10 protein-coding genes and 1 tRNA gene are annotated in these 13,747 nt (G+C 70.8%); 5 read left to right on the top strand and 6 right to left on the bottom strand.

Going from position 1 to position 13,747, the window contains the following annotated elements:
• The first annotated feature begins 63 nt into the window (after positions 1-63).
• The 3 genes from pepN to ACFC1X_RS22900 all read left to right on the top strand — a co-directional run bounded on the left by pepN (position 64) and on the right by ACFC1X_RS22900 (position 4,716).
• Entirely contained in the window at positions 64-2,562 is a 2,499-nt protein-coding gene (pepN, locus tag ACFC1X_RS22910; protein ID WP_376356410.1) for an aminopeptidase N, read from the top strand.
• A 142-nt stretch (positions 2,563-2,704) separates the two neighbouring features.
• Positions 2,705-3,316, top strand: coding sequence for a hypothetical protein (locus tag ACFC1X_RS22905; RefSeq protein WP_376356408.1), 612 nt, complete (start codon positions 2,705-2,707; stop codon positions 3,314-3,316).
• A complete protein-coding gene (locus tag ACFC1X_RS22900; RefSeq protein ID WP_376356406.1) occupies positions 3,313-4,716 on the top strand; it encodes a lysine N(6)-hydroxylase/L-ornithine N(5)-oxygenase family protein in 1,404 nt (467 codons plus the stop codon). Before ACFC1X_RS22905 ends, ACFC1X_RS22900 begins: the two co-directional genes overlap by 4 nt.
• Before the next feature lie 21 nt (positions 4,717-4,737).
• Here ACFC1X_RS22900 and ACFC1X_RS22895 read toward each other — a convergent pair whose 3' ends face one another.
• The gene (locus tag ACFC1X_RS22895) at positions 4,738-6,546 is read right to left on the bottom strand and encodes a bifunctional metallophosphatase/5'-nucleotidase (protein ID WP_376356404.1); all 1,809 of its coding nucleotides are present in this window, start codon (positions 6,544-6,546) and stop codon (positions 4,738-4,740) included.
• Between the two features lie 237 nt (positions 6,547-6,783).
• Between ACFC1X_RS22895 and pyk the strand changes: the two genes are divergently transcribed.
• Entirely contained in the window at positions 6,784-8,214 is a 1,431-nt protein-coding gene (gene pyk / locus ACFC1X_RS22890; RefSeq protein WP_376356402.1) for a pyruvate kinase, read from the top strand.
• 48 nt (positions 8,215-8,262) lie between these two features.
• Here the strand turns inward: pyk and ACFC1X_RS22885 are convergent.
• A tRNA-Leu gene (locus ACFC1X_RS22885) sits at positions 8,263-8,336 on the bottom strand.
• A gap of 101 nt (positions 8,337-8,437) precedes the next feature.
• Here ACFC1X_RS22885 and ACFC1X_RS22880 point away from each other — a divergent pair.
• Positions 8,438-9,094, top strand: coding sequence for an ANTAR domain-containing response regulator (locus ACFC1X_RS22880; RefSeq protein WP_122615019.1), 657 nt, complete (start codon positions 8,438-8,440; stop codon positions 9,092-9,094).
• 72 nt (positions 9,095-9,166) lie between these two features.
• Here ACFC1X_RS22880 and ACFC1X_RS22875 read toward each other — a convergent pair whose 3' ends face one another.
• Genes ACFC1X_RS22875 through ACFC1X_RS22860 form a run of 4 tightly spaced genes read right to left on the bottom strand, consistent with a single transcriptional unit; the run spans position 9,167 to position 13,563 of the window.
• The gene (locus ACFC1X_RS22875; protein WP_376356399.1) at positions 9,167-9,883 is read right to left on the bottom strand and encodes an ABC transporter ATP-binding protein; all 717 of its coding nucleotides are present in this window, start codon (positions 9,881-9,883) and stop codon (positions 9,167-9,169) included.
• A complete protein-coding gene (locus tag ACFC1X_RS22870) occupies positions 9,880-10,794 on the bottom strand; it encodes an ABC transporter ATP-binding protein (protein WP_376356397.1) in 915 nt (304 codons plus the stop codon). The genes ACFC1X_RS22875 and ACFC1X_RS22870 overlap by 4 nt, the downstream gene beginning before the upstream one ends.
• Positions 10,795-10,798: 4 nt before the next feature.
• Positions 10,799-12,625, bottom strand: a complete 1,827-nt coding sequence (locus ACFC1X_RS22865) for a branched-chain amino acid ABC transporter permease (RefSeq protein WP_376356396.1) — start codon at positions 12,623-12,625, stop codon at positions 10,799-10,801.
• A gap of 5 nt (positions 12,626-12,630) precedes the next feature.
• Entirely contained in the window at positions 12,631-13,563 is a 933-nt protein-coding gene (locus tag ACFC1X_RS22860) for a branched-chain amino acid ABC transporter permease (RefSeq protein WP_376356394.1), read from the bottom strand.
• Between the last annotated feature and the right edge of the window lie 184 nt (positions 13,564-13,747).

Here is a 13,747-nt window from a genome sequence, read left to right as displayed (position 1 = left end):
GACATTCTCCGCGTACCGAACCGCCCCTGTGCCCTGCCGACGGCATCAGGCAGCATGTCGTGCATGTCCGTACTGACGCGCGACGAAGCGCAGACCCGTTCCCGGCTCCTCGACGTCCACCACTACGCGATCGACCTCGATCTGACCCGTGGGGACGAGACCTTCGACTCCCGCACCGTCATCCGCTTCACCGTCCGCGACGACACGGACAGCACGGACACCTTCGTCGAGGTCAGGCCTGCCGAGCTGCGCAGCGTCACCCTGGACGGACAACCCCTCGACCCGGCCGCCCTGGACGACAACAGGCTCGCGCTGAAGTCCCTCACCCCGGGCGAGCACGAGCTGCGCGTCGAGGCCGCCATGCGCTACTCCAGCACCGGCGAGGGCATGCACCGCTTCACCGACCCCGCCGACGGCGAGACGTACGTCTACACCCAGCTGTTCCTGGACGACGTCCAGCGCGTCTTCGCCGCCTTCGACCAGCCCGACCTCAAGGCCGTCTTCGACCTCGCCGTCACCGCCCCCGAGGGCTGGACCGTGCTCGCCAACGGCGTCACCGAGCACCTGGGCGACGGCCGCTGGCAGGCCGCCGCCACCCCGCTGATCTCCACCTACCTCGTCGCCGTCGCCGCCGGCCCGTGGCACTCCGTGCGCACCGAGCACCGGGGCCTGCCCTTCGGCATCCACTGCCGCCGCTCGCTCGCCCGCCACCTCGACGCGGACGCCGACGAACTGTTCGAGGTCACTCGCGGCTGCTTCGACCGCTACCACGAGAAGTTCGCCGAGCCCTACCCCTTCGACTCCTACGACCAGGCGTTCGTCCCCGAGTTCAACGCCGGCGCCATGGAGAACCCCGGACTGGTCACCTTCCGCGACGAGTTCGTCTTCCGGTCCGCGGTCACCGAGACGCAGCGGCAGACCCGCGCCATGGTCATCGCCCACGAGATGGCCCACATGTGGTTCGGCGACCTCGTCACCCTCCGCTGGTGGGACGACATCTGGCTGAACGAGTCGTTCGCCGAGTACATGGGCTACCAGACCACCGCCGAGGCCACCCGCTTCACCGACACGTGGACCGACTTCGGCGTCACCCGCAAGGCCTGGGGCTACGACGCCGACCAGCGCCCCTCCACCCACCCCGTCGCCCCGGAGAACGTCGAGGACACCGCCTCGGCCCTGCTCAACTTCGACGGCATCTCCTACGCCAAGGGCGCCTCCGCCCTGCGCCAGCTCGTCACCTGGCTCGGCGAGAAGGACTTCCTGGCCGGCATCAACATCCACTTCGAGCGGCACAAGTTCGGCAACGCCGCGCTCGCCGACTTCATCGACTCCCTCGCCGCCGCCACCGACCGCGACGTCCACGCCTGGGCCGACGCCTGGCTGCGCACCACCGGCGTCGACACCCTCACCCCGCGCGTCACCGGCGACAACGGCGGCCGCCTGCTCGCCGTCGACCGCGCCGGCAGCCGCCCGCACCGCGTCGCCGTCGGCCTCTACGACCGCGACCTCAACGACGAGGGGCGCCTCACCCTGCGCGAACGCCTCGACGTCGACCTGCCCCAGGCCGAGCCCCGGCCCATCGGCAAGCTCCCGGCCCTGGTCGTCCTCAACGACGGCGACCTCGGCTACGCCAAGGTCCGCTTCGACGCCGAGTCCTTCCGGACCGTCCGCGAGGGCCTGTCCGGACTGCCCGACCCGCTCACCCGGGCCGTCGTCTGGAACGCCCTGCGGGACGCCGTGCGCGACGGCGAACTCCCCGCCGGCACCTACCTGGACATCGCCCGCGCCCACCTCCCGTACGAGACCGACCTCGCCCTCGTCGACGGCGTCCTCGCCTTCGCCGCCGGCCAGGTCGCCGACCGGTACGTCACGCCCGAGCGGCGGCCCGCCGCCCTGTCCACCCTCGCCGAGCTGTGCCGCGACCTCATCCGCCGCACCGAGGACGGCGACCACCCCGGGCTGCGCCTGATCGCCGTACGCCACCGCATCGCCACCGCCGCCCACCCCGACACCATCGCGGCCTGGCTCGCCGACGGCACGGTGCCCGGCGGCCCGGAGCTGGACCCCGAGCTGCGCTGGCGCATCCTCACCCGCCTCGCCGTGCTCGGCGCCACCGGCGAGGAGGCCATCGCCGCCGAACTCGCCCGGGACCCCAGCGCCACCGGCCAGGAGGGCGCCGCCCGCTGCCGTGCCGCGCTGCCCGACGCCGAGGCGAAGAGCCGGGCCTGGGAGGCCATGTTCGCCACCGACGACCTCTCCAACTACCTGTTCACCGCCACCGCCCAGGGCTTCTGGCAGCCCGAACAGGCCGACCTGGTGCGGGACTACGTGCCGCGCTACTACGCCGAGGCGGTCGCGGTCGCCGCCCGCCGCGGCCCCGCCATCGCCGACGCCGCCGGCCGCTGGGCCTTCCCCGGCCACGCCGTCGACGACGCCAACCTGCGCCTCGGCCGGGAATGCCTCGCCGGCGACGGCCCGATCCCCGCCCTGCGCCGCAAGCTCGCCGACCAGCTCGACGACCTGGCCCGGGCGCTGCGGGTACGGGAGGCGGACGCGCGCTGAACCGTGTCGCGGCCGGTTCCCTCCGCCGGGGAACCGGCCGCGGGCGTACACCCTTTCGGGTGTGATCGTTGGGCTGTCCGGGCGTAGTCACGCATTCGCGTCCAAGCTGGAGCTCCCCGTCCCCGCGCCCGGAGGACAGCCCATGGGCCTCCCGCCCCCCGCCCGGGGCCAGCACGGCACCCACGCCTCGCGGCCCCCACGCGACACCCCGCCCCACGCGCCACCGCCCGCCGAGCCCGCCGCCGACGGCTGCCCCGACGCCGTGCCCGCCCGGCGCGGCCCAGCGGCGCTCCGTGCCCTGGCCACGGCGCTCGCCGAGAGCACCGCCGCCCCGGCGCGGCCCTCGCGCGCCCACCCGCACAGCCCACCGCCCGCCCTCGCCAGGGCCCGCGCCCTGCGGTCCCCGCTCGGTGCCGTGTCGCGTGTTCAGCGCGCCGCCGCCCGCGGTGGTCGGCCGCCTTGGGGCGGTCTCGACGCCGTCGCCTCACGGGCCGCGGACGCGGTCGGCGAGATCCTGCCCGCCCGGGGCGGCCCGGTGGCGCTCCGCGCCCTGGTCACGGTGCCCGCCGAGGGCGCCACCGACCCCGCCCGCGCCACTCGTGTCCCCGCCAGGGCCCTCGCCCTGGCCACCCGCGCTCCCGCCCGCCGGCTCCGGCTCACGGCTGCCCCGCCCAACCCCCACGCCCGGCCCGCCGAGCCGCCCGCGCTCCGCACCCCCGTGGAATCCTCCCCGAAAGGACCCGCCCCGCGATGAACGCCACCGCGTCCGAAGTCCCCCGCGACCTCGTGGGCATCGGTATCGGCCCCTTCAACCTCTCTCTCGCGGCGCTCGCCGACCCCCTCGCCGGGCTCGACGCCGTCTTCTACGACCAGCGCCCGGCCTTCCACTGGCACCCCGGACTGCTCATCGACGGCGCGCGCGTCCAGGTGCCCTTCCTCGCCGATCTGGTCACCCTCGCCGACCCGGCGAGTCCCTGGACCTTCCTCAACCACCTCAAGGCCAGAGACCGCCTGTTCCCCTTCTACTTCGCCGAACGCTTCCACATCCGGCGCGCCGAGTACGACGCCTACTGCCGCTGGGTCGCCGAGAGCCTGCCCTCGCTCCGCTTCCACCACCAGGTCGACGCCGTCCGCTGGAACCCCGAACGCGAGCTGTTCGAGGTCGACTACACCCAGCTCGACGCGGAGGGCGAGGCCGAGGCCCTCGGCCGCACCCACACCCGCAACGTCGTCCTCGGCGTCGGCACCGAGCCCGACGTCCCGGACCCGCTGCGCCCCCTCGTCGACGCGCCCGGCGTGCCCGTCCTGCACGCCGCCGACTACCTCGCCCACCGCGACGCGCTCCTCGCCGCCGGGCACGTCACCGTCATCGGCACCGGCCAGTCCGGCGCGGAGATCTTCCTGGACCTGCTCCGCCACCGGCCCCCCGGCCGCGAGCGGCTGCACTGGCTGGGCCGCAGCGAGGCGTTCGCCCCCATGGAGTACTCCAAGCTCGGCCTGGAGCACTTCACCCCCGACTACACCCGCTACTTCCACGGCCTGGCCGAACAGGTCCGCGACCGCCTCGTCGCCTCCCAGTGGCAGCTGCACAAGGGCATCGACGCGGACACGACCGCCGACATCCACGACGAGCTGTACCGCCGCACCGTCGACGGCGGCTGGCCCGACACCGTCCTCACCCCCGGTGTGCACGTCCGCACCGCCGGCCGCGTCGCCACCACCCGGATCGAACTCCACCTGGAGCACGCCCAGCAGAAGACCCGCTCCCGCCTCACCACCGACGCCGTCGTCCTCGCCACCGGCTACCGCGAGCGCCCCCTCGGCCGCGTCCTCGCCGGCCTCGACCCCTACATGCGGCGCGACAGCCGCGAACGCCCCCGCGTCGACGACCGGTTCCGCCTCCTCCTCGACCCCTGCGTCGGCGGCTCCGTCTACGTCCAGAACGCCGAGACGCACACCCACGGCGTGGGCGCCCCCGACCTCGGCCTCGCCGCCTGGCGCAGCGCGACCATCCTCAACGACCTGACCGGGCAGGAGCCGTACCCCCTGCCCGGCCGTACCGCCTTCACCACCTTCGGCCTGGAGAGCGGACAGCCGCAGATCCCGTCCGCGCGCCGCCCCCGGGCGCTCACCCCCCTGGTGGACGGCGTCTGAGGCCCGCCCGGCGGGGCCGGATCAGAACACCGGCGTGCCGTCCCGCGTCAGCGACCAGTCCACGGACGCGAAGTCCTTCGGGTCCAGCACGCCCTTCGCCGTCACCCACTCGGCGATGCGCGTGCGGATCTCCGTCGACTCGGCCCACACCTCCTTGGCCGACGCCACGTGCGGGAAGGCACCGCCGCCGTTGGCCCGGTAGTTGTTCACGGCCAGCACGAACTGCTGGTCGTCGGCGAGCGGCGCACCACCGTGCGCGAGATTCTTGATCCGCGCCCCGGCCGCCTGCGCGATGTCGATCTCGTACGTCAGCCCCGACACGTAGTCGTAGTTGTAGTCCGGGCGGCCGCCCGCGTTGGTCAGCTTGTCCACGTCCACGGGAGCACCGGCGGCCGTCCGGACGTAGTACTCCGCCGAGTACTCCAGGTAGGCCCGCACCTGCGCGCCCGTCAGCACCTTCGCCACCAGCGTGTTGTCGTACACGTACAGGCTCGACAGGTCCCGGATGGTCACGTCGCCGGCCGGGATCTCGGAGGTCCGGGAGAACGGCGACGCCTGTGCCAGCACCGGCAGCGACGCGTACTCGGTGCCCGCCAGCGCCGCCTTGACCACGTCCTCCTGCACCTTGGTGATCAGGTCGATGATCGGGGCGTCCTTGTACCGTGCCTCCACCGTCGTCAGCGCCTCGGTGGCGGTGCCGACGACCTGGTTGACGTAGGCCACGACCTTCGCGTGCTCGTCGGTGAGCAGTCTGGTGATCCTCGGGTCGTCGGCGACCGTGTTGGTGTTGCGCAGCGACGCCTTCACCGACTCCACGTGCCACCGGCCCCGTTCGAATACCAGCTCGAAGTCGAAGAGGGTGAGCCGCTCGGCGTAGCACAGCGGCTCCGACAGGACGACGGTCTTCCCGGTCCTGTCGTTGACGACCTTCAGCTCCGCGATCTCCTGGTGCGCGTGCCCGACGAGGATCGCGTCGATGCCCGGCACCTGCTTCGCCACGTTGGCCGCCGCGTTCTCCACGTACGGGAGCTGGTCGCCGTAGGAGGACGTGCCCGAGGAGCCGGAGTGCGCCGAGACGACCACCACGTCGGCGCCCATCGAGCGCAGCTTCGGCACCCACTTCGCCGCCTGCTCCTCCAGCCCCGGGAAGGCGAGCTTCCCCTGCACGTACGCCTTGTCCCAGATCGCGATGCCGGGGTTGGTCAGACCCAGCACCGCCACCTTCACCGGCGGCGCGCCCTTCACCCGGAAGGTCTTCATGAAGTACGGCGGGAAGGCGGGCCGCAGCGTCTTCGCGTCGACCGCGTTCGCGCCGAGCAGCGGGAAGTCGCACTGCTCCTCGAACTTCCGCAGCGTCTCGATGCCGTAATTGAACTCGTGGTTGCCGAGCGCCACCGCGTCATACCCGATGGCGTTCATCGCCTGGGCCATCGGGTGCACCGGGCCGCCCTTGGCGGTGATCGGGTCCACCTTCGCGTAGTAGTACGTCAGCGGGGTGCCCTGGATGGTGTCGCCCGCGTCGAGGAGCAGCGTGTTGCGGCGGCCCTTCTCCTCGCGGACCTGGTCGACCAGGGCCGAGATGCGCGCCAGTCCCTGCGCGTTGCCCGCCGCGTCCGTGTACTCGGCGTCCTTGAAGTAGTCCCAGTTGAAGACGTGTCCGTGCAGGTCGGTGGTGCCCAGCACGGTCAGCGCGTACCGCTTGGGCCGCCTGCGGCCCCGGTGCGCGGCGGGCGCCGCCCCGGCCGCCGGAGCCGCCGTCGCACCGGCCAGTGCCACCCCCGCCCCCGTCACGGCGGACCTGCTCAGGAACTTCCGGCGGTTGAACGGCATGACGGGATCTCCTTGACGGCACGGCATCAACAACGCGCGTAGATTCCTGCGTGATCACCTCGTCTGTCAACAGTGGGTCGCTCAATTGCCCGAAAGGCGCAATAAGAACCGCCCGGAATGCTCATCGGAGCGCCACGGCGCACAATTCAACACTTGTCAATAACCCTTTACTCAAAGGTTGTTGAGTGGTCATACGTGGCCAATTCGCTACCGGCCGGTAAGTCATAGGCTCGACCCATGCGCCGAGCAAAGATCGTCTGCACTCTTGGGCCCGCCACCGACTCGTACGACCAGATCAAGGACCTGGTCGACGCCGGAATGGACATCGCCCGCTTCAATTTCAGCCACGGCACCCACGCCGAACACGAAGAGCGCTACCACCGTGTCCGGAAGGCGTCCGACGAGACCGGCCGCAGCGTCGGCACCCTCGCCGACCTTCAGGGTCCGAAGATCCGCCTCGGCCACTTCGGTGAGGGACCCGTACTCCTTGAACGCGGCGACACCTTCACCATCACCGTCGAGGAGGGCGTCGAGGGCGACCGCCACACCTGCGGCACCACCTACGCCGGCCTCGCCGCCGACGTCACCCCCGGTGAGCGCGTCCTCGTCGACGACGGCAAGGTCTGCCTGGAGGTCACCGGCGTCGACGGGCCCCGCGTCCGCACGACGGTGATCGAGGGCGGCATGGTCTCCGACCACAAGGGCCTCAACCTCCCGGGCGTCGCGGTGTCCGTCCCCGCGCTGTCGAAGAAGGACGAGGACGACCTGCGCTGGGCCCTGCGCGGCGGCTTCGACGTGATCGCGCTCTCCTTCGTGCGCAGCGGGCGGGACATCCTCGACGTGCACCGCATCATGGACGAGGAGGGCCGCCGCCTGCCCGTCATCGCCAAGGTCGAGAAGCCGCAGGCCGTGGAGGACATCGAGGGCATCGTCGCGGCCTTCGACGGCATCATGGTCGCCCGCGGCGACCTCGGCGTCGAGATGCCGCTCGAGCAGGTGCCGATCGTCCAGAAGCGCGCGATCAAGCTGGCGAAGCGCAACGCCAAGCCCGTCATCGTCGCCACCCAGATGCTCGACTCGATGATCGACAACGCCCGCCCCACCCGCGCGGAGGCCTCCGACGTCGCCAACGCGGTCATCGACGGCACGGACGCGGTGATGCTGTCCGGCGAGACGAGCGTCGGCAAGCACGCGACCGACACGGTGCGCACCATGGCCCGGATCGTCGAGGCGGCGGAGGAGGACATCCTGGCCAAGGGCCTGCCCCCGCTGACCGAACGCAACAAGCCCCGCACCCAGGGCGGCGCGGTGGCCCGGGCCGCGGCGGAGATGGGCGACTTCCTCGGCGCGAAGTTCCTGGTGGCCTTCACCCAGTCCGGCGACACCGTCCGCCGCCTGTCCCGCTACCGCTCGCCCATCCCGCTGCTCGCCTTCACCCCGGAGCCGGCGACGCGTTCGCAGCTGAGCCTGACCTGGGGGGTGGAGACCTTCCTGGGCCCGCACGTGGACTCCACGGACGCGATGGTCGACCAGGTGGACGAGCTGCTCACCAGGTACGGCCGCTGTCAGAAGGGCGACGTCGTGGTCATCACGGCGGGCTCACCGCCCGGGGTCTCGGGCACGACGAACCTGGTGCGGGTGCATCACATCGGGGAGGACGACCGCTGAACGGGTGCCCCGACGGAGCTGAGGGATGCCTTCGAAATGAAGGTAAAGTGCCCCGGGTGGGACTCGAACCCACACTGAATGCCTTTTGAGGGCATCGTCTCTGCCGATTGGACTACCGGAGCCTCTTCGAACCGAAGGTCAGTGTAGCCCCTCGGTGACTCAAAGATACAGGAGCTAGGTAGGCTCTTGTCAGCGGTACCCCTGCCCCGAACTAGGAGCTCACGTGACCTCCCCCGAGTCGCCCCAGCCCGTAGACGTGCCCGACGACGACAAGTCGCACGTGCCTCCGCTGACGACCCGTGTCGTCATCGCCGAGGACGAGGCGCTCATCCGGCTGGACCTCAAAGAGATGCTGGAGGAGGAGGGTTACTCCGTCGTCGGCGAGGCCGGGGACGGGGAGCAGGCCGTGGAGCTGGCCCGCGAGCACCGGCCGGACCTGGTGATCCTCGACGTGAAGATGCCCAAGCTGGACGGCATCTCCGCGGCCGAGAAGATCGCCGAGGAGAGCATCGCGCCGGTGCTGATGCTCACCGCCTTCTCCCAGCGCGACCTGGTGGAGCGGGCCCGGGACGCGGGCGCCATGGCGTATCTCGTGAAGCCGTTCAGCAAGAGCGACGTCGTTCCGGCGATCGAGATGGCCGTCTCGCGGTTCACGGAGCTGAAGGAGCTGGAGAAGGAGGTCGCCGACCTCAGCCAGCGCCTGGAGACGCGGAAGCTGGTGGACCGGGCCAAGTCGGTGCTCCAGACGGAGTACGGCCTGACCGAGCCGGCCGCCTTCCGCTGGATCCAGAAGACCTCCATGGACCGGCGGATGTCGATGCAGCAGGTGGCCGAGGCGGTCATCCAGGACGCCGACGAGAAGAAGGCGGCCAAGGGCTGACACCCAGGACCACGAGAGAGGCCCGCGCCCCCGAGGGGGACGCGGGCCTCTCTGGTTCCCGTGGACGCGGGCTCAGTCCTCGCCGAGGTAGGCCTTGCGGACCGACTCGTCGTGCAGCAGATCCTGTCCGCTGCCGGACAGGACGATGCTGCCGACCTCCATCACATGGCCGTGGTCGGCCAGGGACAGGGCCGCCTGGGCGTTCTGCTCGACGAGCAGGATGGTGGTGCCCTGGGACTTCAGCTCGGCGATCGTCTGCATGATCTTCTGCATCATGATCGGGGAGAGACCCATGGAGGGCTCGTCGAGCATGAGCAGCTTGGGCTGGGACATCAGGGCGCGGCCCATGGCGAGCATCTGCTGCTCACCGCCGGAGAGGGTGCCCGCGGCCTGCTTCCGGCGCTCCCCGAGGATCGGGAACAGGTCGTAGGCGCGCTGGATGTCCTTCTCGATGCCCGCCCGGTCGCTGCGCAGGAAGGCGCCGAGGCGGAGGTTGTCCTCGATCGTCATGCGGGGGAAGATGTGCCGCCCCTCGGGCGAGTGGGCGAGCCCCAGGGAGACGATCTGGTGCGCGGGGACCTTCTTGAGGGACTTGCCCCCGAACTTGATCTGGCCGCCCACCGGCTTCAGCAGCCCCGACAGGGTGCGCAGGGTGGTGGTCTTGCCGGCGCCGTTGGTGCCGATGAGGGTGACCACCTCACCGGCGTCGACCTTGAAGGAGATGCCCTTCACGGCCTCGATCTTGCCGTAGGCGACGCGGAGGTCCTCGACCTCGAGCAGTGCGGTCATCGGTCGTTCTCCTTGCCGGCCGAGGTGTCCGAGGAGGCGTCGGCCTGGGCGGCCTCGGCGGCCTCCACCTCGGCGGCCTCCGCGGCACCGGGGTCGTTCTCCAGGGGTTCGCCGAGATAGGCGGCGATGACACGCTCGTCGCCCTGCACGGTCGCGCTGTCGCCCTCGACGAGCTTCTGGCCCTGCACGAGGACGGCGACGCGGTCGCAGAGGTTGAAGATGAACCGCATGTCGTGCTCGATGACGAGGACGGCGATGCCCTTGTCGCGGATGGCGAAGACCAGTTCCTCGGTGGCCCGCGTCTCCTGCGGGTTCATGCCCGCCGTCGGCTCGTCCAGGAGCAGCAGCCCCGGCTCGCTGGCGAGGGCGCGGGCGATCTCCAGCTTGCGCTGCTCGCCGTAGGGCAGGTTCCGCGCGAGGTGGTCCGCCTTGCTCGCCAGGCCCACGAACTCCAGCAGCTCCGTGGCGCGTTCCCGGGAGGCCGCCTCCGCCTTGTGGAAGCCGGGGCCGCGCAGGACGGCCGACCAGAAGCCTTCCTTGGTGCGGGTGTGGCGGCCGACGAGGACGTTCTCCAGGACGGTCATGTTGGCGAAGAGCCGGATGTTCTGGAATGTGCGGGCGATGCCGGCTGCGGTGACCTTGAAGGACTTGGCCGGCAGGACCTTGTCCTTGTAGCGGACCTCGCCCTCGGTCGGGATGTAGAGGCCGGTCAGGCAGTTGAAGAAGGTGGTCTTGCCGGCGCCGTTGGGGCCGATCAGGCCGACGATCTCCCCGCTGTTGACGGTGAGGTCGACGCCGTTGACGGCCGTCAGTCCGCCGAAGCGCATCGTGACGCCGCGCGCGTCGAGGACGGTGGTGCCGGGGGCGGGTGCGCCCGGGGTGGTGTCCCTGGTGGTGGTGTCGGTGGTCATGTGGTCAGGCCCCTGTCTTGCTCAGGGTGGTGGGCGCTTCGGCCTCTTCGTGGAATTCCAGCTTGCGGCGCCTGTTGGCGATGAGACCTTCCGGACGGAACCGCATGAGCAGGACGAGCGCGAGTCCGAAGGCGAAGAGCTGGTAGTCGCCGAGGAACTGGAGCTTGTTGGGGATCAGGAAGAGCAGCGAGGCGCCGATCAGCGGGCCCGCGATGGTGCCCATGCCGCCGAGGACGACCGCGGCGAGCAGGAAGGCCGAGTTGGGCGGGGTGGTGCCGGCGAAGAGGTACTGCTCCGGCGTCACCGTGTAGGTGACGTGCGCCTGCACGGTGCCCGCGAGACCGGCGAGGGTGGCGCCCACGGCGAAGGCGATGAGCTTGACGCGGAAGCCGTTGATGCCCATGGCGAGCGCGGCGGTCTCGTCCTCGCGGATGGCGACCCAGGCACGGCCGATCCGGGAGTCGCCGCTGCGCCGGAAGACCAGCACGACCACGGCCGTGATGACGAGCATCAGGAAGAAGTAGTTGGCGAACCGGCCGATGGTGAAGCCGCCGATGTCGTGCTGGACGCCGAGGTCGAAACCGAGGACGTTGAGGTCCGGGATGGACGAGATGCCGTTGGAGCCGTTGGTGACGTCCGGTCCGGAGGTGCCGTCCAGGTTGTTGGCGGTGATCCGGAAGATCTCACCGAAGCCGAGGGTCACGATGGCGAGGTAGTCGCCGCGCAGCCGCAGCGTCGGGGCGCCGATGAGGACACCGAAGACCAGCGAGGCCGCGGCGCCCACGAGGACCGCGGCCCAGAAGGGCAGGTGCAGGTCGAACGGCGAGCTGGGCGAGCCGGAGACCATCGACGCGGCGTAGGCGCCGACACCGAGGAAGGCGACGTAACCGAGGTCGAGCAGGCCGGCGAGGCCGACGACGATGTTCAGACCGAGGGCGACCGTGGCGAAGATGAGGATGTAGACGCCGAGGGTGGCGTACTGGTCGTCGGTCTGGGTGAAGGGGAAGCAGGCCGCCGCGATGAACGCGCCGCAGACGGTGATGTTCGTGTGCCGGGCGGTGATCTGCGTGGCCTGGGCGATCAGCCCGGCCTTGTTCAGGGCGGCGAAACCGAGACCCGCGGTGATCAGGAAGCCCACGAACAGTTCGTCGTACTCGGTGCCGATGCCGTAGGTGAAGACGAGCAGCCCGACCGCGAGGACGGCGACGATGATCAGGATCTCGACGTAGGAGGGCAGTGCCCGCAGCGGGCGCGGGGTGCCGGCGGCGAAGGCCGCCTTGACGGTCTGCCAGTTGTTGCCGCTGGTGTGCTTGAACTGCTCCCAGCCGGTGTCGTCCGGGTCGAACGGGTCGGGCTCCGGCCGTACGAAGGGCAGGGCGAGCGAGCCGAGGAAGGCGATCAGGGTGGCCGCGGCCGCGACGTAGGCGCCGGGCTCCAGGTTGACCAGTCCGCCGAGCTGGGAGCTGATCGCGATGACCGTGTACCAGGTGGTGGCGAAGGCGGCGAGCGCGGCGAACTTCAGGGCCGCGTCGGCCCCCGCGGGCACCAGCCAGCGCAGTCCCCGGACGCCGTACGAGGCGACGCCGAAGAGGGCGGTGAGGGCGCCGGCGACCAGCACCAGCACCTGGAGGCCGCCCGGGTAGCCGTAGACCGTGAGGTCACCGGGGAACGCGGCGGTCCAGGTCCAGGCGAGGAACGTGGAGACGACGGTGAGGAGGCCGCCGCCGGTGGCGAGGGCGCGACCGAGGTGCGGGGGGATCCCGATGAGGCCGGCGGAGTCGCCCCCGGCGGAGCCGCCGGAGGTCTTCGGAGCTGTGGTCTGTGTGGTCATCGGTGTCACGCCCTGTCCGCAACGCGTTCGCCGAGCAGGCCCTGTGGCCTGAACAGCAGCACGAGGATGAGGAGAATGAAGGCCCATACGTCGGCCCAGGACTGGCTGCCGAACTTGTCCAGGCCGGGGATGTCGGCGATGTAGGCGGTCGCCAGGGTCTCGGCGATGCCGAGGACGACGCCGCCGATCATGGCGCCGTAGATGTTGCCGATGCCGCCGAGGACGGCCGCGGTGAACGCCTTCAGACCGAGGATGAAGCCCATCTTGAAGTCGATCTGGCCGTACTTGAGGCCGTTGGCCACGGCTCCGACGGCGGCGAAGACGGCGCCGAGCGCGAACGCGACCACGATGATGCGGTCCGTGTTGACGCCCATCAGCTTGGCCGTGTCCGGGTCCTGGGCGGTGGCCTGCATGCCGCGCCCGGTACGGGTCCGCATCACGAAGTAGGCGAGGATGGCCATGCTGACCGGGGCGGCGATGAGCAGGAAGATGTCGCCGGTCTGCAGGGTGACGTTGCCGATGTGGAACGGGCCGCCGTCGATCTGCGGGAATTTGCGCGCCGACTTGGCCTCGGGGTACCAGGCCCAGATCGCCTGCTGGAGGGCGAGGGAGAGGCCGATGGCGGTGATCAGGGGCGCGAGGCGGGGGGCGCCGCGCAGCGGGCGGTAGGCGAACCGTTCCGCCCCGACCGCGACGCCGACGGAGACGACCATGGCGCCTAGCAGCATCAGGGGCAGGGCGAGCAGCATGGAGGTGCCGTCGGGCAAAATGTATATGTAGACCGTGAGCGCGCCGAAGGCGCCGGTCATGAAGATCTCGCCGTGGGCGAAGTTGATGAGCTGGACGATGCCGTAGACCATTGTGTAGCCGATGGCGATCAACCCGTACATGGATCCCAGTAGCAGGCCGTTGACCAGCTGCTGCGGCAGTTCGTTCACCGCATGTCCTCCGAGACTTTCGGAACTATCGACGGATGTGGCCGGATGCGAGTCCGGGCGGGGGGGCGGGGGTTGACCGCCCCGCGCGGGGCGGGTTCAGGGGTTCTTTGGTGGGTGGGGGTGTTAAGCGCGGGTATGTGCCGGAGTACAGACTCTTACAGGCGCCCGTGGCGACGGCGGCGAA

It is taken from the genome of Streptomyces sp. NPDC056128 (assembly GCF_042263835.1).
Taxonomy (GTDB): domain Bacteria; phylum Actinomycetota; class Actinomycetes; order Streptomycetales; family Streptomycetaceae; genus Streptomyces.
This window is presented reverse-complemented; position numbering and strand designations above follow the sequence as displayed.

Bases quoted from the DNA above. Each gene is read 5' to 3' on its own strand.
- ACFC1X_RS22875 (WP_376356399.1), bottom strand. From the start codon at position 9,883: ATGACCGCACTGCTCGAGGTCGAGGACCTCCGCGTCGCCTACGGCAAG.
- ACFC1X_RS22865 (WP_376356396.1), bottom strand. From the start codon at position 12,625: ATGACCACACAGACCACAGCTCCGAAGACCTCCGGCGGCTCCGCCGGG.
- pyk (WP_376356402.1), top strand. From the start codon at position 6,784: ATGCGCCGAGCAAAGATCGTCTGCACTCTTGGGCCCGCCACCGACTCG.
- ACFC1X_RS22870 (WP_376356397.1), bottom strand. From the start codon at position 10,794: ATGACCACCGACACCACCACCAGGGACACCACCCCGGGCGCACCCGCC.
- ACFC1X_RS22905 (WP_376356408.1), top strand. From the start codon at position 2,705: ATGGGCCTCCCGCCCCCCGCCCGGGGCCAGCACGGCACCCACGCCTCG.
- pepN (WP_376356410.1), top strand. From the start codon at position 64: ATGTCCGTACTGACGCGCGACGAAGCGCAGACCCGTTCCCGGCTCCTC.
- ACFC1X_RS22895 (WP_376356404.1), bottom strand. From the start codon at position 6,546: ATGCCGTTCAACCGCCGGAAGTTCCTGAGCAGGTCCGCCGTGACGGGG.
- ACFC1X_RS22900 (WP_376356406.1), top strand. From the start codon at position 3,313: ATGAACGCCACCGCGTCCGAAGTCCCCCGCGACCTCGTGGGCATCGGT.